The organism is Streptomyces sp. NPDC017676, assembly GCF_044329325.1.
In the GTDB taxonomy this organism is placed as follows: Bacteria; Actinomycetota; Actinomycetes; order Streptomycetales; family Streptomycetaceae; genus Streptomyces.
The window spans coordinates 166560-189024 of sequence record NZ_JBIRJA010000014.1 but is presented as its reverse complement, the minus strand read 5'-3'; the positions used below and the strand labels follow the sequence as shown (position 1 = coordinate 189024).

The window sequence follows — 22465 nt, the reverse complement described above, 5'->3', positions numbered from 1 at the left end:
GAAGCGCGCTGCCGTCACAGGCGGTCGAGGCAGTCGAAGCGCTTCGAAGTTGCTGCGAGGTTAAGTGAACACGTGGGGGCGCACAAGGGTCGTTCCCAAGATTCCTGCCGATCTCCCCAGAGCTGTGCAGGAGTTGGTCACGCCTTGCCGTCCCGGCGGAAAGTCGGTCCTGTTTCGGTCCGGCACCTTGACACTCCCGCTCCGGTCGACTGAGCATCGAAGCGCTTCGAAAGCGTCGCCTCGCTCCGTCCGCAAGGGGAACCTCTCGTGACCGTTGACCCGCCGTCCACGCCGCCCTTCCGCGATCCGCACCTGCCGTTCGCGAAGCGCATCGACGACCTGCTCACGCGGCTCACCCTGGACGAGAAGATCTCCTTCCTGCACCAGTACGCGCCCGCCGTGGAACGGCTCGGCATCGCCGCCTGGCGGACCGGCCAGGAGGCCCTGCACGGCGTGGCCTGGATGGGCCCGGCGACGGTGTTCCCGCAGGCGGTCGGCCTCGGCGCGACCTGGAACCCGGACCTGGTGCGGCGCGTCGGGGAGGCGGTGTCCAGGGAGGCCCGGGCGATGCGCGCCCGTGACGACCGGGTCGGCCTCAACGTCTGGTCCCCGACGGTCAACCTGCTGCGCCACCCGCTGTGGGGCCGCAACGAGGAGGGCTACTCCGAGGACCCGAAGCTCACCTCGGCCATCGCCACGGCGTACACCCGCGGCCTGCGTGGCGAACACCCTCTGTACTGGCGCACCGCGCCCGTGCTCAAGCACTGGCTCGCGCACAACAACGAGACGGACCGGGCCACCTCGTCGGCGTCCGTGCGCCCGCGCGTCCTGCACGAGTACGACCTGCGCGCCTTCAAGGAGACGGTCGAGGCGGGCGCGGTGGCCGGGGTGATGCCCGCCTACAACCTGGTCAACGGCCGCCCCAACCACGTCTCCCCGTACCTGCGCGAGCATCTGCGCACCTGGACCGACGAGGAACTGCTGGTCTGCTCGGACGCGGGCGCGCCCTCCAACCTGGTCGACGCCGAGCACTACTTCGACAGCCACGAGGAGGCCACCGCGGCGGCCCTGCTGGCCGGCGTGGACAGCTTCACCGACCACGGCACGGACCCCTCCCTGATCACCGCGCGGGTCAAGGGGGCCGTGGAGCGGTGCCTGTTGACGGAGGCGGACCTCGACGCCGCGGTCCGCCGCCAGCTCTCCGTCCGCTTCCGGCTCGGCGAGTTCGACCCCCGCCACGACCCGCACACGGCCACGGCCGCGTTCGACACCCCCGCCCACCGGGAGCTGGCACGGGAGGCCGCCGAGCAGGCGGTCGTCCTGCTGAAGAACGACGACGGCCTGCTGCCGCTGGCCCCCGGCACCCGGATCGCGGTCGTCGGCCTGCTCGCCGACGAGTGCAAGCTCGACTGGTACAGCGGCACCCTGATCCACCGCTCCACTCCCCTGGAGGGCCTGTACGAGCGGTTCGGCGCGGAACGGGTGGAGTTCGCGGAGGGCGTGGACCGCGTCCGGCTGCGCACGGCGGCGGGCGCGTTCCTGTCCGTGCCACCGGCCGAGGTCCCCGACCGGGCGCGCGGCGCCGAGGGCGCGCTGGACCCCGCGCTGCTCTCCGGCCGCACCGATCTGCCGCCGCTGACCACGGACGCGACCGGCAGCGAGTTCGCGCTGGCCGACTGGGGCGAGGGCGTGCTGACGCTGCGCGCCCCCGACGGCCGCTATCTCTCGGTCGCCGAGGACGGCTACCTGCGCGCCTCCGCCGACCAGCCCGGCGGCTGGGTCGTCCAGGAGACGTTCCGCCTGGAACCGCACCGTGGCGGTCACCTCCTCAAGCACCTGGGCACGGGTCGTCATGTGCGGGTCGCCGCCGACGGCGTGAAGGTTGCCGGCACCGGCGACGTCTTCGAGGTCGTCACGGCCGAGCGGGGCGAGGAGGCCGTGGCCCGGGTGGCGGGCGCGGCGGACGTCGTCGTGGTGGTGGCGGGCAACGACCCGCACATCAACGGCCGGGAGACCGAGGACCGTACGACCCTGCTGCTGCCGGAGCACCAGCTACGGCTGCTGAGCGCGGCCCTCGCCGCCAACCCGCGCACGGTGCTGGTGCTGGTGTCGGCGTACCCCTACGCGGTGGACACGGCCCGGCTGCCGGCCGCGCTCTGGACGGCACACGGCGGCCAGGCTGCGGGCACGGCGCTGGCCCGGGTGCTGGCCGGTGACGTCTCCCCGGCCGGCCGCCTGCCCCAGACCTGGTACGCCTCCGACGCCGACCTGCCCGACCTGCTGGACTACGACGTGATCGGCAGCCGCCAGACCTACCTCTACTTCGAGGGCACGCCGCTCTTCCCGTTCGGTCACGGCCTGTCGTACGCGTCCTTCGCCTACGCGGACATGGCGGCCGCCGTGGCGGCGGGCTCGGTGCGGGTCCGCTGCACGGTCACCCACACCGGCGACCGGACGGCGGACGAGGTGGTCCAGCTCTACGGCCTGGCGATGGACCCGTCGGTGCCCCGCCCGCGCCGGGAGCTGCTGGCGCACCGCCGGATCACGCTCGACCCCGGCGAGACCGCCGCCGTCTCCTTCGAAGTGCCGCTCTCCGCACTGGAGTTCTGGGACGTGGCCGAGGACGGATGGCGCCTAGAGGAGGGCTCTTACGAACTGCTGCTGGGGGCGTCCAGCGAGGACGTGCGCCTGCGGACGACCGTCCACGTCGACGGCCGGCCCCCGGCCCCCCGCCCGGTGCTCGAACGGGGCCTGGCCGGCGCCGGCTTCGACGAGCAGTCCGGCGTCGCGATCGTGGACCGGACGAGGACCGCGGGCGACGCGGTGACCCCGGCCCACGACGGCACGGCCGAACTGGTCTACCGCGCCTGCGACTTCGGTACCGGTGCGCGCGAGATGACCGTCCGGGTGGCGGGCGAGGGCACCCTGGAACTCGCCCTGGACGGCGGCCCGGTGCTGGCGGCGCTCACCCTGGACACGCCCACGGACGGCCCGTACGCGTACACGGACGTGGCCGCCGGGCTGGTCGCCGACGGCGTCCACGACGTCCGCCTCAGGCTGCGCGGCCCGCTGCGGCTCGCGCACGTCGGCTTCTCCGGTTGAGGGTCCGGAGGAGACCGGCACCCGGCAGGGGCCCGGCGCCGGAAGGCAGCGGCGCCGGGCCCCTTCGGTGTGTCGGGAGGCGGGGGACGTGCCCTGTCACCGCTAGCGGACCACGATGATCACGGCGCCTCCGTTGCCGAACCGGTGATCGAAGCCGTGGTCGAAGCGATGACCGAAGCCGTGGTCGAAGCGGTGACCGAAGCGATGGTCGAAGCCGTGGTCGAAGCAGTTCCAGCCGTCCTGGCCCCAGCACCAGTCGTCGGTGACCCGGGTGGGTACGGCAGGGGCTGCCGCCGAAGCCGTGCCTGCTGCACCGATCGCGGCGCCGCCGGCCATCACCAGGCCGGCCGCGGACGCCGCGACGAGGCGCCTCGCGCGTGATGCTCGCATGATGGCCCTCCTTCTTCCCTCAGGGATGCGGCCCTACTTCATGTACGTCCGCGAAGCCCTTCCGGATTGCCCCGGCGAGAGAAAACGGCGAACGGCCGCAGCCCCCGCACAGCGGGCTGCGGCCGTTCCGTTCCTGACCTGTCCGTGGCAGGTCAGAGCGCGAGACCGGTGAGGACCAGCACGCGCTCGTAGGTGTAGTCCTCCATCGCGAACCGCACGCCTTCGCGGCCCACGCCGGACTGCTTGACACCGCCGTACGGCATCTGATCGGCCCGGTAGGACGGGACGTCGCCGATCACCACACCGCCGACCTCCAGGGCGCGGTGGGCACGGAAGGCGACCTGGAGGTCGTGGGTGAACACGCCCGCCTGGAGGCCGTACTTGGAGTCGTTGACCGCGGCGAACGCCTCGGCCTCGCCGTCGACCTTCTGCACGGTGAGGACGGGCCCGAAGACCTCCTCGCAGGAGAGGGTCGCACCGGCCGGTACGTCGGTGAGCACGGTCGGCGCGTAGGAGGCGCCGTCACGGTCACCGCCGGTGAGCAGGGTGGCGCCGGCCTCGACCGCCTCCTTGACCCAGGACTCGACGCGCTTGGCCGCGTCCTCGCTGACCAGCGGGCCGACGTCGGTCTTCGGGTCGGACGGGTCACCGGTGACCTGGGCCTCGACGGCGGCGACGATCCGCGGCAGCAGCCGGTCGTACACGGAGGCGTCGGCGATCACGCGCTGCACCGAGATGCAGGACTGGCCGCCCTGGTAGTTGGAGAAGGTCGCGATGCGGGTCGCGGCCCAGTCCAGGTCGGCGTCGGAGGCGTAGTCGCCGAGGACGACCGCGGCTCCGTTGCCGCCCAGCTCCAGCGTGCAGTGCTTGCGCGGCACCGAGTCCATGATCGCGTAACCGACCTTCTCGGAACCGGTGAAGGAGATGACCGGCAGGCGCTCGTCCTGGACCAGGGCGGGCATCTTGTCGTTCGGCACCGGCAGGATGCTCCACGACCCGGCCGGCAGGTCGGTCTCGGCGAGCAGGTCACCGATGATCAGGCCGGACAGCGGGGTGGCCGGGGCCGGCTTCAGGATGATCGGGGCGCCGGCGGCGATGGCCGGGGCGACCTTGTGGGCGCACAGGTTCAGCGGGAAGTTGAACGGCGCGATGCCGAGCACGACACCCTTCGGGAAGCGGCGGGTGAGCGCGAGCCGGCCCTGGCCGCCGGCGTCGGTGTCGAGCCGCTGGGCCTCGCCGCCGTTGAACCGCCGGGCCTCCTCGGCCGCGAACCGGAACACGGAGACGGCACGGCCGACCTCGCCCCGGGCCCACTTGACCGGCTTGCCGTTCTCGGCGGAGATCAGCTGGGCGATCTCCTCGGTGCGCTCGGCCAGCCGCTTGCTGACGTGGTCGAGAGCGGCGGCGCGGACGTGCGCCGGGGTGGCGGCGAAGTCCTCGCGGACGGCGTACGCGGCGGCCACGGCCTCCTCGACCTGGGCGTCGGTCGGCACGCTGACCTTGCCGACGAGCCGGCCGTCCCACGGGGAGGTGACGTCGAAGGTGTCCTCGCCGGTGGCCTGGCGGCCGGCGAGCCAGAAGGCATGGGTGGAAGTCATGTACGAGTCCCGGCCCTTCCGCGTTGGGGGTGTGTCGCTTGGCTTGCGTGGTCCACGGTAGGGCGGGGGCGGCCGGGGGGCGTTTGTCCGAGTCGTAGCAGTGGACGGACCGTGCACTACTGATTGGACTACTCGGCGCTGCTCGGTGCTCCCCGCTACTCCGTGGACGTCGCCTTCAGGGCGAGCCACAGCTCCATCCGCACATCGGGGTCGTCCAGGCTGCGCCCCAGGATCTCCTCCACCCGGCGCATCCGGTACCGCAGGGTGTGCCGGTGCACCCCCAGGTCGGCCGCCGCCGCGTCCCACTGCCCGTGCCGCGACAACCACGCCCGCAGCGAGGCGACCAGGTCCCCCCGGCCGGTGGCGTCGTGCTCGTGCAACGCCCGCAGCAACCCGTCGGCGAACGCCTTCACCGCGTCGTCGGCCAGCAGTGGGAGGACCGACCCGGCGGCCAGCTGCTCGTGCTCCACGAACACCCGGCCCCGCCGGCGCGCGACCGACAGCGCCTGCTCGGCCTGCTTGTACGCCGCCGCCGCCGCGATCGGCCCGGCGGGCGCCGACAGGCCGACGACCAGCGCGTCCTCCTCCGTCCGCCCCTGCTCGCCCATCGCCCGGTCGGCCTCCCGCACCGCGGCGTGATCGACACAGGCGGCCACCGCCGCGCCCTCGTCGGCGGCCAGCACCACCAGCCGCTCCCCCTCGGGCACGACCAGTACGGCCTCCCCGGCCCGCGCCGCCGCGCTCTCCACGGTCTCCGCGAGCTCGCCCAGCGGTTCGCCCGCCGGGCCGGACCCGGACTCGGCGACCATCAGCCGGAACGGGGCGTCCAGCAGCCCGCCGTACAGGTCCCCGGCGACGGCCCGGGCGTGGTCGGGCTCGCCCGCGAGGAGCATGCGCAGCACCGCCGCACCGACGCGCTGCTCGGCCGCGTGCAGGGAGCGGGAGCGTTCGGTGGTGAGGGTGAGCAGGGCGATGGCGGAGTGGACGGCGTACCGCTCGGCGGTGCCCAGCGTGGCGGCCGTCCCCACGGCGAGCGCGGCGCGCGGGCGGCGGCCGGTGCCGAGGCTGTGCAACTCCACCCGGTCCTCGTGCTCGGGCCCGCCGACGACGGAGGACGCGGGCGCGGGCCGCTCCCGCAGCCGCTCCACCTCGGTGGTGAGCCGGGCGGCGCGGCGGCCGGCCCACTCCGGCGCGGCGGCGACGACGGCGCCCGAGGCGTCGTACAGCGCGGCCCAGCCGTCCACCTGGGCGGCGAGCGCGCCGAGCACCCCCTCCGGGCCGGCGTTCAGCGCCTGCTTGGTCAGCTCGCGCTGGGCGGCGAAGCCTGCCGTGACCGCCCGGTACTGGTCGGCGGCGATGGCGGCGGAGACGGCCTTGCTGATGGCGAGGAAGGGGGTGCGGCGGGGCACCTCCAGCAGCGGCAGTCCCTCCTGCGCGCAGGCGCCGACGAGGGCGTCGGGGATCTCCTCGTAGTTGACCCCGACGGCGAACCCCAGCCCGACCACCCCCGCGCCGACCAGCCGCCGCACGTACCGCCGCATGGCCTCGGGATCCTCCGCGTCCAGCTTGAGCGCGGTGATCAGCAGCAGCTCGCCGCCCTCCATGTAGGGGACGGGGTCGGCCAGCTCGCTGACGTGCGCCCAGCGGACGGGCACGTCCAGACGGTCCTCGCCCGCGCGCACGGTCAGCTTGAGCGCGGAGTGGTGGACGAGCGAGGCGAGAGTCGGGGGCATGGGGCCTTCACGGTGAGGGAGATCCGTCGATCCCGGTGATCTTTTGGCCGCCGTGTATGAACGGCCCACCCCGATTCTGCCTCACCGTACGATCCCGCGCTGGCCCCTCACCCCCGCAGATCCACCAGCAACGGCGGCGCGTGCTCCCCCTCCACGGTGGTCAACGACAACACGGCGTGCCCCGGCGGCACCCCATGAGCCAACTCGGAAGCCGACCACCGCTCCCGCTCGACCTGACGCACGGTGACGGCACGGGCGGTGGGCGCCTGGCCGGTGATGACCCGGCGCAGCATGTGCACGGCCTTGCCGGCCGGGGTCTCGGCGATGATCTGCCGGTCGGTGACGTCCCGGGTCTCGGTCCACTCCTTGCCCCACACCTCGGCGAAGTCCTGACCGTCCCAGGGGGTGAGCCCGGACAGCGCCATCCGGCAGCCCGTGGCGCCCAGCAGCGGCCCGCGCAGCGACCGGGGTACGTCGTCCAGGGTGCGCAGCGTGAGCACCGTGCCGGCGTTGGCGCTGCGCAGCCGCTGGATGCCGCGTACGGCCTCCGGGGTGACGACCCCGGTGGCGTCGTCGAGCAGCAGGCAGGCGAAGAGCGACCGGTCCTCCCGCACCGTCACGGAGGCCGTGAACTGGGCGAGCACCAGTCGGGCCAGGATCCGGGAGGCGTCGGCGTGACCGCGCTGGGGCAGGTCGATGCGGACCCGGACCGGGTGGTCGAGAGCCTTCAGGGAGAACGGCCGGCTCTGTCCTGAGGTGTCGAAGAAGGTGGCGAAGGCGGGCCGGTCGAGCAGGGCGATCCGGTCGGCGAGCACCGTGCCGACGTCGCCCGGGTGGGCCATCTGCCGCTCCCGGGCGTCGAGTTCCCTGAGCAGGGAGGCGTGCCCGGTGTCGGTCAGGCCCTTGCGCAGCGCCGCCAGCGGGCCGGGGGCGCCGTCGAGCAGCTGCCGCAGCTCCGGTACGGACGGGAAACGGTCGTGGACGGCGCGGAACGGGCCGAGCAGCTGGGCGAGGACGGTGGTGGAGCGGCGGCTGTCGCTGCCGGGGTGCGGGTCCGCGAGGTCACCGACGAGGGCCTCGGCGAGTATGGCGGCGGCCTCGTCGGGATCGGTGGTGCCGCCGTAGAGGTCGAGGTCGTACACGGATTCCGGGTGGCCGACGCGGACGACGACGTCGTAGGACTCGGCCGGGCCGAGCCCGGCGCCCGCCGCGCCGACCACCACGACCGACGCCCGGCCGGCCAGGGCGTGCAGGCACAGGGACTCGGCGAGCGGACGCACCACGGTACCGGTCTTCCCGGAACCTGCCGGGCCGACGGCGAGCAGGGAGGTGCCGAGCAGATCGGGGCCGAGGGCGAGGCCCGCGCCGCGGTAGTGGTAGGGGTTGCGGGGGTCGTCGGCGGTGGTGCCGAGCCGGACCTGTCCGGTGAGCAGGTCGTGGCGGGCGTGCCGGGCGGGCAGGTCGCGCTCGCCCGAGGGGTGCGGGCAGGCGGCGGCGCCGTCCTTCAGTACGGCGCCGGTGAAGCCGGCCAGGCTGTGCCGGCCGGACCGCACGCCCTGCCAGGCCCTGCTGATCCGCGCGTGATCCACATCCCGCATGAGCCCGGCCTTCGCCTCACCGGCAAGCCGCGCAGCAGCCTCATGAGCCCCGGCCTGCCGCAGCTGGGGCCATTCGGCGGGGTCTTGTTCGGGGGTGGGTGGTGCGTCGGCGGTGGGAATGGTGCCGCGACCGGCAGGCACGGCCGAACGCAGTGCGGGCACAGCGGCGCGCAGGAGGGGAGCACCGTAGCGGCGCCAGAGCTCACCCCAGTGCCCGATCTTTCCGAACAACGCGAAGATCGCACCGAAGACCAACCACGTGTACAGCCACGATGCGGCCCCGCCCACTTGGCCGGCTTCGCCCTTCACCCAGGAATCCGGCGCGAGCACGTACCACGGCCATTGCCAGAAGCCGCCGAGGTAGCCGTTCCACAACAGAGAGCACAGCAGCCACCCGCACAAGAGGGCGATCACGGCCCCACCGAGCAATTGCCGCGTGGGTGTCTCCTTCGGTTCGACCTCCGGCCGTGGCCGATAGCGGAATCGCCAGATTCCCGGGGCCGCCTGCGGCCTGGGAGCGCGCAACCACGTCAGGAAGGCCGACCCGTCGGGCATCGGCGGTACCCCGGGCGGCATCGGCGGTACCCCCACCCCCTCTGGCGCCGCCATAGGCCGCGGTAGCGGGTTCGCGTGGGTGCCGCGGGTGTCGCGCGGCGCGTCGCTGTCCATCGACCTTGCCCCCTGACCAGCCGTTCCGTCCGTCGTCAGCGAGTCAATCTAACGCCCCGGCAGGGGGAGTTCACCGCTTACGTGGCCGTAAGGAGCCGTACCCGCCCGGCCGGGCTATGTCCACGGCGGACAACGGGGATCGCCGACAACGCCCACATGGAGCATGCCCACCTTCCGGAACCGGTCTTAGCCTGCGAGAAAAGAAGGTATGCGTCCGAAAACGCACCGCCCGGAACCGCCCGGGACCGCCCGGTACGCAAGATCATCAGGGAGCCCCCATGACCGCACTTCCGCAGGAGCGCCGCGTCGTCACCGCCATCCCCGGCCCGAAGTCGCAGGAGCTGCAGGCCCGCCGTACCGCCGCGGTCGCCCAGGGCGTGGGCTCCGTGCTGCCCGTGTTCACCGCGCGCGCGGGCGGCGGGATCATCGAGGACGTCGACGGCAACCGGCTGATCGACTTCGGTTCCGGCATCGCCGTGACGAGCGTCGGCGCCTCCGCCGAGGCCGTGGTGCGCCGCGCGAGCGCCCAGCTCGCCGACTTCACCCACACCTGTTTCATGGTCACCCCGTACGAGGGCTACGTGGAGGTCGCGGAGGCGCTCGCCGAGCTGACCCCGGGTGACCACGCCAAGAAGTCCGCGCTGTTCAACTCCGGCGCCGAGGCCGTCGAGAACGCCGTCAAGATCGCGCGTGCGTACACCAAGCGGCAGGCCGTGGTGGTGTTCGACCACGGGTACCACGGGCGGACCAACCTCACGATGGCGCTGACGGCGAAGAACATGCCGTACAAGCACGGGTTCGGGCCGTTCGCGCCCGAGGTGTACCGCGTGCCCGTCGCCTACGCGTACCGCTGGCCGACCGGCCCGGAGAACGCCGGCCCGGAGGCCGCCGCGCAGGCCATCGACCAGATCACCAAGCAGGTCGGCCCGGACAACGTCGCCGCGATCATCATCGAGCCGGTCCTCGGCGAGGGCGGCTTCATCGAGCCCGCCAAGGGCTTCCTGCCGGCCATCCGCCAGTTCGCCGCCGACAACGGCATCGTCTTCGTCGCCGACGAGATCCAGTCCGGCTTCTGCCGGACCGGGCAGTGGTTCGCGTGCGAGGACGAGGGCATCGTCCCGGACCTGATCACCACCGCCAAGGGCATCGCCGGCGGTCTGCCGCTCGCCGCCGTGACCGGCCGCGCGGAGATCATGGACGCCGCGCACGCCGGTGGGCTCGGTGGTACGTACGGCGGCAACCCGGTCGCGTGCGCCGGTGCGCTCGGCGCCATCGAGACGATGAAGGAGCTGGACCTCAACGGCAAGGCCAAGCGCATCGAGGAGATCATGAAGGGTCGCCTCACCGCCATGGCCGAGAAGTTCGACATCATCGGTGACGTGCGCGGACGTGGTGCCATGATCGCGATCGAGCTGGTGAAGGACCGCGCCACCAAGGAGCCGAACCCGGAGGCCACCGCGGCGCTCGCCAAGGCCTGCCACGCCGAGGGCCTGCTGGTCCTGACCTGCGGCACCTACGGCAACGTGCTCCGCTTCCTGCCGCCGCTCGTCATCGGCGAGGACCTGCTGAACGAGGGCCTCGACATCATCGAGCAGGGGTTCGCCCGCATCTGAGCCCGCGCATCTGAGCACCGGGTCCGCACCTCTGACGGCGCCTGCGGCAGGCCGTGTGAAGAAGGTGTGCGGGGTGGATGACGGGAGCGGATTCCGTCTGCCAAAGCGCCGCCGCCTGCCGTAGGTTCTCCTCAGATGAGAGATACACCCGCCCGCGGGGGACCGCGGGCGGACACCGGGCCGGGGCCTCCCCAGCTTCGACCTGGTCGTGCCCTCGCGCACACAACCGGCGCCTGACGGCTCCGGGATCTCCTCACCGATCGGACGGTCGCCGCCCCAAACCCCCCGGGGCGCGCGACGTTCCGGTCCGGACGGCCGCCTCGGAACCACCCCCCCTGTTCCGGGGCGGCCGACCTCCTTCCCCGCGACCGTCTGCCAAGCTGGGCTCATGCTGCTCCTGGTCCTCCCGGCGTTCGCCTTCGCCCTCGTCACCTGGCAGGTCGTCGCCGACGGGCCGCTGCTCCGGCTGGACGCGGACGCCAGCCGGGCCCTCGTCCACCCGGACCGGTTCTCCCAGCTGCTGTCCGACCTCGGCAACGTCCAGGTCGCCCTCCCCGCGCTCGCCGTGGCCCTCGGGTACGTGGCCTGGCGGGGCCGGGCCGCCGGTGCCGGGCGGTGGTGGCTGCCACCGCTCGCCGCGGCCGTGCTGATGGCGCTGGTCCCGGCGGTCGTCGTCCCGCTGAAGGAGTGGACGGCCCGGCCGGGGACACCGGTGGTGCCCCCGGGGACCGGCTACTTCCCGTCCGGTCACACGGCGACGGCCGCGGTCGCGTACGGTTCGGCGACCCTGCTCCTCCTGCCCTGGCTCCGCTCCCCCGCGGCCCGCCGGGTCCTGGTCGCGGGGTGTGCGGCCCTCGTCCTCGGGGTGTCGTACGGCCTGGTCCGCCACGGCTGGCACTGGCCGCTGGACGTGGTGGCCAGCTGGTGCCTGAGCACGGTGCTGCTGGCCGCCCTGTCCCTCGTGCTCAGCCGAAGTACGCGTCGAAGTTCTTCTGGAACTCCCAGTTCGCGTAGCGGTCCCAGTTCACCGACCACGTCATCAGGCCCCGCAGCGCGGGCCAGGTCCCGTGGGTGGCGTACGAGCCGCAGTTCGTCCTCTTCGTCAGGCAGTCCAGGGTCTTGGTGACCTCGGACGGGGAGACGTAGCCGTTGCCCGCGTTGGTCGAGGCGGGCATGCCGATCGCGACCTGGTCGGGGCGCAGCGGCGGGAAGACGTTGTTCGGGTCGCCGGCGACCGGGAAGCCGGTGAGGAGCATGTCGGTCATGGCGATGTGGAAGTCGGCGCCGCCCATGGAGTGGTACTGGTTGTCCAGGCCCATGATCGGGCCGGAGTTGTAGTCCTGGACGTGCAGGAGCGTGAGGTCGTCGCGGAGGGCGTGGATGACCGGGAGGTAGGCGCCGCAGCGGGGGTCCTGGCCGCCCCACTTGCCGGTGCCGTAGTACTGGTAGCCGTTCTGCACGAAGAAGGTCTCCGGGGCCATCGTGAGCACGAACTTCGCGCCGTACTTGGCCTTCAGGGTCTTCAGCGCCGAGATGAGGTTCACGATCACGGGGGTGGTCGGGTTCCTGAAGTCCGTGTCGTTCGCGTTCAGGGACAGCGAGTGGCCCTCGAAGTCGATGTCCAGGCCGTCGAGGCCGTAGGTGTCGATGATCTTCGAGACGGAGGAGACGAAGGTGTCGCGGGCCGCGGTCGTGGTGAGCTGGACCTGGCCGTTCTGGCCGCCGATCGAGATCAGGACCTTCTTGCCGGCGGCCTGCTTGGCCTTGACGGCCGCCTTGAAGTCGGCGTCGCTCTCCACGTTCGGGCACTCGGTGACCGGGCAGCGGTTGAAGCGGATGTCCCCGGAGGTGACCGAGGTGGGCTCGCCGAAGGCCAGGTCGATGACGTCCCAGCTGTCGGGGACGTCGGCGAGGCGGGTGTAGCCGGCGCCGTTGGCGAAGCTGGCGTGCAGGTAGCCGACGAGGGCGTGGGCGGGCAGGTCGGACGATCCGCCGCCACCGCCGCCGGGGCTGGTCGTCGCGGTCACGACCGCCGATTTCGCGGACTCGCCGGCGTCGTTCACCGCGCTGACCTGGAAGCTGTACGCCGTCGAGGCCGTGAGGCCGGAGACGGTGGCCGAGGTGCCGGTCACGGTCTGGACCTTGGTGCCGTCGCGGTAGACCGCGTAGCCGGTCGCGCCGGTCACCGCGGACCAGGACAGACCGACCGAGGACGAGGTCACGGTGGTGGTTCTCAGGCCGGCCGGGGCGGCGGGAGGCTGTGTGGTGCCGCTGCCGCCGGGGCCGACGAGGGTGAGGTCGTCGGCGTTGTAGGCGCCGGTGCCGTACCAGCCGTGGGTGTAGATCGTGACCTTGGTGGTGGCGGCCCCGGTGCGGAAGGTGGTGCTCAGCTTCTGCCAGTCGGGGGCGGACTGGGTCCAGGTGGAGACGTCGGTGGTGCCGGTGCCGTTCGCGCCGAGGTAGACGTAGGAGCCGCGGACGTAACCGGACAGGGTGTACTGCGCGTTCGGCTGGACGGTCACCGTCTGGGAGCACTGGGCGTTGTCGCTGCCGGCCGGGGTGGCCTGGAGCGCCGCGTTTCCGCTGTGCACGGGTGAGCTGACGGTCGTACCGGCGGTGCAGGTCCAGCCGGTGAGGCCGGACTCGAAGCCGCCGTTGACCACGACGTCCGCGTCGGCCGCGTGGGCGGCCGACGAGAGCGCGGTGATGCCGGGCAGGGCCAGCAGTGCGGCCGTGAGCGCGGCGAGGGCGGATCTGGGGCGTCTGGCGCGGTCCACAAGGGCCTCCGGGTGCCGGGGAGTTGGAGGGGCGGAGCGCACACAACTTGGTCCAGACCAATCCGGTTGTCAAGGTGTCGGGGCGCTACCCGTTCTCGCGCCTCTCCCGTGCCGCCCCCGCCGCCGCCTCGTGCATCGCCAGTTCCAGCAGCGCCGGGTCGGTCAGCGTGCCCGAGCCGTCCGGCGGCACCAGCCAGCGCACGCCCCGGGTCGCCCGGCCCGGATACGGCACGACGATCCAGGTGCCGGCCCCGGCGGCCCTGATCCCGGTGCCGAGCCAGCGGGCCGCGGTGCCCGGGGGCACGAGGAACCCGACCCGGTCGTCGTCGAAGTCGACGAGCACGGGGCCGACCTGGTCGAGGATCCGGGTGAGCACGTCGAGGGTCGGATAGCCGAGGGCACCCGGCAGGATCAGGACGTCCCACGCCTTGCCGGCGGGCAGCAGCGCGACCCCGAGGGGGTTGCGTTCCCACTCCCAGCGACAGGCCTCGGGGTCCGGTGCGACGGATGCCAGCCATTCGACCGCCGTCTTCGCCCCAGTCATGAGGAGACCTCCCTCTCTCTCGTGGACGCGGTCGCGTCACGAGGGAGAGGGAGGTCTCCGGGGAGCATTACGCGGGTTCGGGCGACTTGTTGCGGCGATCCGGGTCAGCCCGTGACTAACTGTCGAAGCCCAGTCCCAGCCGGTCCATCGTCCGCAGCCACAGGTTCCGGCGGCCCCCGTGGGCGTCCGCGCGGGCCAGGGACCACTTGGTGAGGGCGATGCCCGTCCAGGCGAAGGGCTCCGGCGGGAACGGCAGCGGCTTCTTGCGGACCATCTCCAGTTCGGTCCGCTCGGTGCGCTCCCCGTCCAGCAGGTCGAGCATCACGTCCGCGCCGAACCGGGTCGCGCCGACGCCGAGACCGGTGTAGCCCGCCGCGTAGGCCACGCGGCCCTGGTGGCCGGTGCCGAAGAACGCCGAGAAGCGGGAGCAGGTGTCGATCGCGCCGCCCCAGGCGTGGGTGAAGCGGACGCCCTCCAGCTGCGGGAAGCACGTGAAGAAGTGGCCCGCGAGCTTGGCGTACGTCTCGGGCCGGTCGTCGTACTCGGCGCGGACCCGGCCGCCGTAGGGGTAGATCGCGTCGTAGCCGCCCCACAGGACGCGGTTGTCGGCGGACAGCCGGAAGTAGTGGAACTGGTTCGCCGAGTCCCCCAGGCCCTGTCTGTTCTTCCAGCCGATCGAGGCGAGCTGCTCCTCGGTCAGCGGCTCGGTCATCAGGGCGTAGTCGTAGACCGGGACGGTGTACGACCGCACGCGGCGCAGCAGGCTCGGGAAGATGTTGGTGCCGAGCGCGACCCTGCGGGCGCGGACGGCTCCGTACGGGGTGCGTACGGCCATCCCGGCCCCGTAGCTCTTCAGGGTCAGGGCGGGTGTGTGCTCGTACACCCGCACCCCGAGCTTCAGGCAGGCCTTCTTCAGGCCCCACGCCAGCTTGGCCGGGTGGAGCATGGCCACGCCCCGGCGGTCCCACAGGCCGGCCTCGAAGGTGGGTGAGTTCACCTGCTCGCGCACGGCGTCGGCGTCCAGGAACTCGATGCCGTCCGCGAGCCCCTTCTCCTTCAGCTCCCGGTGCCAGTCGCGCAGTTCCCGGGCCTGGTAGGTCTCGGTCGCGACGTCGATCTCGCCGGTGCGTTCGAAGTCGCAGTCGATGCCGTGCCGGGCGATCGCCGCCTCGATCCCGTCGAGGTTGCGCCGGCCCAGTTCCTCCAGTCTGTGGATCTCGCCGGGCCAGCGGGCCAGGCCGTTGGGCAGGCCGTGCGTGAGGGAGGCGGCGCAGAAACCGCCGTTGCGGCCCGAGGCGGCCCAGCCCACCTCGCGGCCTTCCAGCAGCACCACATCGCGCCGCGGGTCGCGCTCCTTGGCGTTCAGCGCGGTCCACAGCCCGCTGTAGCCGCCGCCGACGACCAGCAGGTCACAGGTCTCGGTGCCGGTGAGGGCGGGCTCGGCGGGTGGCTTGCCGGGGTCTTCCAGCCAGTACGGGACCGGCTGGGCTTCGGAGAGAGAGGCGATCCAGTTGTCTTTGCCACGGCTCATGGCGCTCGGGGCCATGATTTCAACTCCCTACAGAGGATGTTCCGGGAAAGGGCTTATGCCTTTTGCTTGTTCCGGCGATTGCCGACGACCATCGACGTCAGCACGAAGAGGACGGCGACCAGGAACATGGCCGTACCGATCACATTGATCTGGACGGGCGTTCCACGCTGGGCCGAGCCCCACACGAACATGGGGAAGGTGACGGTCGAACCGGCGTTGAAGTTGGTGATGATGAAATCGTCGAAGGAGAGGGCGAACGACAGCAGCGCGCCCGCGGCGATTCCGGGGGCCGCGATGGGCAGGGTGACCCGCAGGAAGGTCTGCACGGGACCGGCGTACAGGTCCCGGGCGGCCTCCTCCAAGCGCGGGTCCATCGACATCACGCGCGCCTTGACCGCCGTGACGACGAAGCTCAGGCAGAACATGATGTGGGCGATGAGGATCGTCCAGAAGCCGAGCTGGGCACCCATGTTGAGGAACAGGGTGAGCAGCGAGGCGGCCATGACGACCTCGGGCATCGCCATCGGCAGGAAGATCAGCGAGTTGACGGCGCCGCGCGCGCGGAAGCGGTAGCGGACCAGCGCGAAGGAGATCATCGTGCCGAGGACCGTGGCACCGACCGTCGCCCACACGGCGATCTGGAGGCTGAGGGACAGCGAGCCGCACATGTCGGCGACACCGCAGGGGTCCTTCCAGGCGTCCGTGGAGAACCGCTGCCATTCGTAGTTGAAGCGCCCCTTCGGTTTGTTGAAGGAGAACACCGTGACGATGACGTTCGGCAGCAGGAGATAGGCGAGCGTCAGCAGTCCGGCGATGACGACGAGATGGCGCTTGAGCCAGGTGACGAAGGGCATTTAGACCAGATCCTCCGTCCCGGAGCGGCGGATGTAGAGCGTGACCATGGCAAGGATCGCGGCCATGAGGATGAAGGAGAGGGCGGCGGCCGTCGGATAGTCCAGGATGCGCAGGAACTGCGTCTGGATGACGTTGCCGATCATGCGGGTGTCGGTGGAGCCGAGGAGTTCGGCGTTGACGTAGTCACCGGCCGCCGGGATGAAGGTCAGCAGTGTCCCGGAGACCACGCCCGGCATGGACAGCGGGAAGGTGACCTTGCGGAAGGTGGTCCACGGCTTGGCGTACAGGTCGCCGGCCGCCTCGTGCAGCCGGCCGTCGATCCGCTCCAACGAGGTGTACAGCGGCAGGATCATGAACGGCAGGAAGTTGTACGTCAGACCGCACACGACCGCGAGCGGAGTGGCCAGGACCCGGTCGCCGGCCGTCCAGCCGAGCCAGTTGGTGAGGTCCAGGACGTGCAGCGAGTTCAGGGTGTGCACGACCACGCCGTTGTCCGCGAGGATCGTCTTCCAGGCCAGCGTGCGGATCAGGAAGCTGGTGAAGAACGGCGCGATCACCAGGATCATGATCAGGTTGCGCCAGCGGCCCGCGCGGAAGGCGATGAGATAGGCCAGCGGGTAGCCGAGCAGCAGGCACAGCACGGTCGCGGCGGCGGCGTAGAAGACGGACCGCAGGAACTGCGGCCAGTACGCGGACAGGGCGTCCCAGTAGGTCGCGAAGTGCCAGGTGACCTTGTAGCCCTCCTCCAGGGAGCCCTGCTGCACGGAGGTGGACGCCTGGTAGAGCATCGGCAGCGCGAAGAAGACGATCAGCCACAGCATGCCGGGCAGCAGCAGCCAGTACGGGGTGAACCGGCCGCGCCTGCGCGGGGGCTTCTTCTCCGGGGTGGCGGGGGCGAGGGGCGGGGGCGCCTCGGTGAGGGTCGACATCAGGCGGCGACCTCTTCCTCGGTGCCCGCGTCGATGTCCTGGGCGGCGTCCAGCCCGAAGGTGTGCGCCGGACTCCAGTGCAGGACCACGTCGGCGCCGGGGACGAGCCGGCCGTCCCGCTCGACGTTCTGCACGTACACCGCCAGCTCGTCGCAGACCGGGCTGTCGATCACGTACTGCGTGGAGACGCCGATGAAGCTCGCGTCGGCGATCTTGCCGGTGAGGCGGTTGCGGCCCTCGGGGATCTCCCCCGCGTCGTCGGCGTGCGTGAGCGAGATCTTCTCCGGGCGGATGCCGACCAGCACCTTGCCGCCGGCCGTCGTCGGGGCGGAACACCGCGCCTCGGGCAGCACCAGCTTGCCGCCGCCCGCCTTCAGCACGATGTCGTCGCCGTTCTTCGTGTCGACCTCGGCCTCGATGAGGTTGGAGGTGCCTAGGAAGTTCGCGACGAAGGTGCTCTGCGGGTTCTCGTACAGGTCGGCCGGCGAGCCGAGCTGCTCGACCCGGCCGCCGTTCATCACGGCGACCGTGTCGGCCATGGTCATGGCCTCCTCCTGGTCGTGCGTGACATGGATGAAGGTGATGCCGACCTCGGTCTGGATGCGCTTGAGCTCCAGCTGCATCTGGCGGCGCAGCTTCAGGTCCAGGGCGCCGAGCGGCTCGTCCAGCAGGAGCACCTTGGGGTGGTTGATCAGCGCGCGGGCCACGGCGACGCGCTGCTGCTGGCCGCCGGAGAGCTGGTGCGGCTTCTTGCGCGCCTGCTCGCCGAGCTGGACCAGCTCCAGCATGTCCTCCACCTGCTTCTTCACGCTCTTGATGCCGCGCCGGCGCAGACCGAAGGCGACGTTCTCGAAGATGTCGAGGTGCGGGAAGAGGGCGTAGGACTGGAAGACCGTGTTCACCGGCCGTCTGTACGGCGGCAGGTGGGTGACGTCCTGGTCGCCGAGCCGGACCGTGCCCGTCGTGGGCTCCTCCAGGCCGGCGATCATGCGCAGGGTGGTGGTCTTGCCGCAGCCGGAGGCGCCGAGCAGGGCGAAGAAGGAGCCCTGCGGCACGGTCAGGTCGAGCGGCTGGACGGCGGTGAAGCCGTTGTCGTAGGTCTTGCTGATACCGGAGAGGCGGACGTCGCCGCTGTTGTCTGTCGTCATGGTCGTCACGCCCCTGTGAGCTTCGCGAACTTCTCTTCGTAGGCCGTCTCTTCCTTCTGGCTCAGGGAGCGGAAGGCGTGGGACTTCGCCTGCATGGCCTTGTCGGGGACGATCAGCGGGTTGTCCGCCGCGTCCTTGTCGATCTTCGCAAGGTACGGCTTCACCCCGTCGACCGGCGTCACGTAGTTGATGTAGGCGGCGAGCGCGGCGGCCTGCTCGGGCTCGTAGTAGAAGTCCATGAGCCGTTCGGCGTTCGTCTTGTGCCGCGCCTTGTTGGGGACGCACATGTTGTCGGTCGACGTCATGTAGCCGCTGTCGGGGATGACGAAGTCGACGTCCGGGCTGTCCGCCTTGAGCTGGACGACGTCCCCGGCCCAGGCGACGCAGGCCGCGAAGTCGCCCTTGGTCAGGTCGGAGGTGTAGTCGTTGCCGGTGAAGCGGCGGATCTGGCCCTTGTCGACGGCCTTCTGGAGGCGGGCGATCGCCGCGTCGAAGTCGTCGTCGGTGAACTTCGCCGGGTCCTTGCCCATGTCGAGCAGGGTCATGCCGACGGAGTCCCGCATCTCCGACAGGAAGCCCACGCGCCCTTTGAGCCTGGGGTTGTCGAGCAGGTCGGAGACCGACTTCACCTCGATGCCGTCGAGCGCCTTCTTGTTGTAGGCGATCACGGTGGAGATGCCCTGCCAGGGGTACGAGTACGCCCGCCCGGGGTCCCAGTCGGGGTTGCGGAACTGGGGCGAGAGGTTGGTGTACGCGTGCGGGAGGTTCGACGGGTCGAGCTTCTGCACCCAGCCCAGGCGGATCAGCCGGGCGGCCAGCCAGTCGGTGAGGACGAGGATGTCCCGGCCGGTGTCCTGTCCCGCGGCGAGCTGCGGCTTGATCTTGCCGAAGAACTCGTTGTTGTCGTTGATGTCCTCGGTGTAGTTGACCGTGATCCCGGTCCGCCGGCGGAAGGTCTCCAGGGTGGGGTGGTGCTTGCCGCTGTCGTCGACGTCGATGTACTCGGTCCAGTTGGAGAAGTTCACCACCTTCTCCTGGGCGGAGTGGTCCTGGGAGGAGGTGCCGCCCTGGGTCTTGCCCGCGGCGGGGATTCCGCAGCCGCTCAGCGCCCCGAGGCCGCCGGCGGCGAGCGCGCCGCCCGCGGACGCCCGCAGCAGCGACCGGCGGGTCAGGGCGGCCCTGCCGTTGCGAAGGCTGCGCCGCATGGCGGCCACTTGGGGCGGGGTGAGGCGGTCGGGCTCGTACTGCTCCATGCGCGTGGTGCCCTTTCGGAGGATCGGCCTGGTCGGTGGCCGGGTCGTCGCTAGCGGTCCCCGAAGATCGTGCGGTGCCAGTCCTTCCTGGCGACCGCGGTGTTGTCGAACATTACGTGCTTGACCTGCGTGTATTCCTCGAAGGAGTACGCCGACATGTCCTTGCCGAAGCCGGAGGCCTTGTAGCCGCCGTGCGGCATCTCGCTGATGATCGGGATGTGGTCGTTGATCCAGACGCAGCCCGCCTTGATCTCGCGGGTGGCCCGGTTCGCGCGGTAGACGTTGCCGCTCCACGCGGAGGCGGCGAGGCCGTACGGGGTGTCGTTGGCCAGCCGGATGCCCTCATCATCACTGTCGAACGGCAGTACGACCAGTACCGGGCCGAAGATCTCCGACTGGACGATCTCGCTGTCCTGGGCCGCGCCGGCGATCAGCGTGGGCCGGTAGTAGGCGCCGTCCTTCAGATCGCCCGCGGGGGCCTCGCCGCCGGTCACCACGCGCGCGTAGCCCCGCGCGCGGTCCACGAAACCGGCGACCCGGTCGCGCTGGACGTGCGAGATCAGCGGTCCGAGGTCGGTGCCGGGCGCGAACGGGTCGCCCAGCCGCACGGTCTCCATCAGCGCGGCGGTCCGCTCCACGAACGCCTCGTACAGCGGGCGCTGCACGTACGCGCGCGTTGCGGCCGTGCAGTCCTGTCCGGTGTTGATGAGCGCGCCGGCGACCGCGCCGTGCACGGCGGCCTCCAGGTCGGCGTCGTCGAAGACGACGAAGGGCGCCTTGCCGCCCAGTTCCAGGTGGAGCCGCTTGACGGTGGCGGTGGCGATCTCGGCGACGCGCTTGCCGACGGCGGTGGAACCGGTGAAGGAGGTCATGGCCACGTCGGGGTGCCCGACGAGGTGCTCACCGGCCTCCTTGCCGGTCCCGGTGACGATGTTGACCACGCCGTCCGGGATGCCGGCGTCCGTGGCGGCCCGCGCGAACAGCAGCGAGGTCAGCGGGGTCAGCTCGGCGGGCTTCAGCACGATGGTGTTGCCCGCGGCGATCGCCGGGAGGATCTTCCAGGCGGCCATCTGGAGCGGGTAGTTCCAGGGTGCGATGGAGCCGACGACACCGATGGGCTCGCGCCGGACGTACGACGTGTGGTCCCCGGAGTACTCACCGGCGGACTGCCCCTGCAGATGCCGGGCGGCGCCCGCGAAGAACGCGGTGTTGTCGATGGTCCCCGGCACGTCGAACTCGCGGGTGAGCTTGAGCGGCTTGCCGCACTGGAGGGACTCCGCGCGGGCGAACTCCTCGGCGCGGTCGGCGAGCACGGCGGCGAACCGGTGCAGGGCGTCCGAGCGCTCGCCCGGAGTGGCGCCGGCCCAGCCCGGGAAGGCGGCGCGCGCGGCGGCGACGGCCGCGTCGACGTCGTCGGTACCGGCCAGCTCGTACGTGTACACCTCGGTGCCGGTGGCCGGGTCGACCACGGAGTGGGTGCGGCCCGAGGTGCCGTGGGCGGGCCGGCCCGCGATGAACTGCGCGCCGTCCGCGAGGCGGTCCTGTGCGGGGAATCGTTCCGGGGTGGCGGTGCCCGGGTTGTGCATGTCGCTCTCCTCCGCCGTGCGCCCGTCCCGAGGGGCGGGGGGCGTGGCTCCAGCTCGATTTGAGTGCCGATCCTGACAGAGGGGGCGGACGCCAACAAGTGATTCCGTTGTTGCCTTTTGGTTACGCGACGGAATCTGTCGACCAGGTGTCGAGTCGGGGTGGAAAAGGGCGGACGGAGTGTCAGTGGTGCGTGCCACACTCGCGTGCATGGGGAAGATCGACGGGGTGGACGCCCTGATCAAGGAGGTCCGGGCGGGGTCCCGGATCAGGTATCTGCACTTCTGGGGACACCGGCCGCGGCCGGACGGCCGGATCGGCGCGAGCTGTCTGAGCCAGTGGTGGCCGTCGCCGTTCGTGGTGGACGGCGTGCGGTACGCGACGGCCGAGCACTGGATGATGGCGGGCAAGGCCCGGCTGTTCGGGGACGCCGAGGCCGAGCGCCGGGTGCTGGCCGTGGAGCACCCCGCCGAGGCGAAGAAGGTGGGCCGGCTGGTCCGGGGCTTCGACGACGCGGTGTGGGCGCGGGAACGCTTCCGGCTGGTGGTCGAGGGCAGCGTGCACAAGTTCGCCGCTGATGACGACCTCGGCATGTTCCTGCTGGGGACCGGGGAGCGGGTGCTGGTGGAGGCGAGCCCCATGGACCGGATATGGGGCATCGGCCTGGCAGCGGACGACGAGGCCGCCTCCGACCCCGAGCGCTGGCGGGGCCTGAACCTCCTGGGCTTCGCACTGATGGAAGCCCGGGAGCGACTGGCGGGCGCGGGAGCGTAGGCCTGCGGCGCTTCGGCGGGGGGGGGTGCCGGGGCGGCTGCCGGGTGGTGCCGGGGCGGGTACCGGGGTGGTCTCGGGTGGTGCCGGGTGGTTTCGGCGGTTGGCGGTCCGCTGGCGGTGGCGGGGTGGCTGCCGGGTGGTGCCGGGGCGGCTGCCGGGGTGGTCTCGGGTGGTGCCGGACGGTTTCGGCGGTTGGCGGTCCGCTGGCGGTGGCGGGGTGGCTGCCGGGTGGTGCCGGGGCGGCCGCCGGGGTGGTCTCGGGTGGTGCCGGGCGGTTTCGGCGGTTGGCGGTCCGCTGGCGGTGGCGGGGTGGCTGCCGGGTGGTGCCGGGGCGGCCGCCGGGGTGGTCTCGGGTGGTGCCGGGCGG

15 protein-coding genes and 1 pseudogene are annotated in these 22465 nt (G+C 71.7%); 4 read left to right on the top strand and 12 right to left on the bottom strand.

Annotated features, from left to right (window positions below):
- Positions 1-267: 267 nt before the first annotated feature.
- Positions 268-3102: a glycoside hydrolase family 3 C-terminal domain-containing protein gene (locus tag ACH4LD_RS29115; RefSeq protein WP_398057109.1), complete on the top strand. Its 2835-nt coding sequence runs from the start codon at positions 268-270 to the stop codon at positions 3100-3102.
- 102 nt (positions 3103-3204) lie between these two features.
- On the opposite strand, the gene ACH4LD_RS29110 is transcribed toward ACH4LD_RS29115, so the two are convergent.
- From ACH4LD_RS29110 to ACH4LD_RS29095, 4 genes are all read right to left on the bottom strand, one after another.
- Positions 3205-3492 (bottom strand): hypothetical protein, encoded by a 288-nt coding sequence (locus tag ACH4LD_RS29110; RefSeq protein ID WP_398057110.1) that lies wholly within the window; start codon positions 3490-3492, stop codon positions 3205-3207.
- 152 nt (positions 3493-3644) lie between these two features.
- Positions 3645-5090, bottom strand: a complete 1446-nt coding sequence (locus tag ACH4LD_RS29105; protein WP_103811120.1) for an aldehyde dehydrogenase family protein — start codon at positions 5088-5090, stop codon at positions 3645-3647.
- 155 nt (positions 5091-5245) lie between these two features.
- Positions 5246-6823 carry a PucR family transcriptional regulator gene (locus ACH4LD_RS29100; RefSeq protein WP_398057111.1) on the bottom strand — a complete coding sequence of 526 codons (1578 nt, stop codon included), beginning with the start codon at positions 6821-6823 and terminating at the stop codon, positions 5246-5248.
- Between the two features lie 107 nt (positions 6824-6930).
- Positions 6931-9090 (bottom strand): ATP-binding protein, encoded by a 2160-nt coding sequence (locus ACH4LD_RS29095; RefSeq protein ID WP_398057112.1) that lies wholly within the window; start codon positions 9088-9090, stop codon positions 6931-6933.
- Positions 9091-9368: 278 nt separating this feature from the next.
- Between ACH4LD_RS29095 and gabT the strand changes: the two genes are divergently transcribed.
- Positions 9369-10703: a 4-aminobutyrate--2-oxoglutarate transaminase gene (gene gabT, locus ACH4LD_RS29090; RefSeq protein WP_398057113.1), complete on the top strand. Its 1335-nt coding sequence runs from the start codon at positions 9369-9371 to the stop codon at positions 10701-10703.
- Positions 10704-11091: 388 nt separating this feature from the next.
- Positions 11092-11727 (top strand): annotated as a pseudogene (locus ACH4LD_RS29085) (phosphatase PAP2 family protein); the annotation flags it as partial.
- Here the strand turns inward: ACH4LD_RS29085 and ACH4LD_RS29080 are convergent.
- The 8 genes from ACH4LD_RS29080 to ACH4LD_RS29045 form a co-directional block, all read right to left on the bottom strand.
- Positions 11669-13480: a chitinase gene (locus ACH4LD_RS29080; RefSeq protein WP_398057115.1), complete on the bottom strand. Its 1812-nt coding sequence runs from the start codon at positions 13478-13480 to the stop codon at positions 11669-11671. The pseudogene ACH4LD_RS29085 and the gene ACH4LD_RS29080 overlap by 59 nt on opposite strands.
- An 85-nt stretch (positions 13481-13565) precedes the next feature.
- Positions 13566-14024: a hypothetical protein gene (locus ACH4LD_RS29075; RefSeq protein ID WP_398057116.1), complete on the bottom strand. Its 459-nt coding sequence runs from the start codon at positions 14022-14024 to the stop codon at positions 13566-13568.
- A gap of 115 nt (positions 14025-14139) precedes the next feature.
- Positions 14140-15570: an NAD(P)/FAD-dependent oxidoreductase gene (locus tag ACH4LD_RS29070; protein ID WP_398057117.1), complete on the bottom strand. Its 1431-nt coding sequence runs from the start codon at positions 15568-15570 to the stop codon at positions 14140-14142.
- Positions 15571-15608: 38 nt separating this feature from the next.
- Entirely contained in the window at positions 15609-16409 is an 801-nt protein-coding gene (locus ACH4LD_RS29065) for an ABC transporter permease (RefSeq protein ID WP_398057118.1), read from the bottom strand.
- A complete protein-coding gene (locus ACH4LD_RS29060) occupies positions 16410-17339 on the bottom strand; it encodes an ABC transporter permease (RefSeq protein WP_132788795.1) in 930 nt (309 codons plus the stop codon).
- Positions 17339-18496 (bottom strand): ABC transporter ATP-binding protein, encoded by a 1158-nt coding sequence (locus ACH4LD_RS29055; protein ID WP_398057119.1) that lies wholly within the window; start codon positions 18494-18496, stop codon positions 17339-17341. Before ACH4LD_RS29055 ends, ACH4LD_RS29060 begins: the two co-directional genes overlap by 1 nt.
- Positions 18493-19740, bottom strand: coding sequence for a spermidine/putrescine ABC transporter substrate-binding protein (locus ACH4LD_RS29050; protein WP_398057120.1), 1248 nt, complete (start codon positions 19738-19740; stop codon positions 18493-18495). The genes ACH4LD_RS29055 and ACH4LD_RS29050 overlap by 4 nt, the downstream gene beginning before the upstream one ends.
- Before the next feature lie 50 nt (positions 19741-19790).
- Positions 19791-21326 (bottom strand): gamma-aminobutyraldehyde dehydrogenase, encoded by a 1536-nt coding sequence (locus tag ACH4LD_RS29045; protein ID WP_132788798.1) that lies wholly within the window; start codon positions 21324-21326, stop codon positions 19791-19793.
- Positions 21327-21534: 208 nt separating this feature from the next.
- On the opposite strand from ACH4LD_RS29045, the gene ACH4LD_RS29040 reads away from it, so the two are divergent.
- The gene (locus tag ACH4LD_RS29040) at positions 21535-22098 is read left to right on the top strand and encodes an NADAR family protein (RefSeq protein WP_398057121.1); all 564 of its coding nucleotides are present in this window, start codon (positions 21535-21537) and stop codon (positions 22096-22098) included.
- Positions 22099-22465 lie beyond the last annotated feature (367 nt).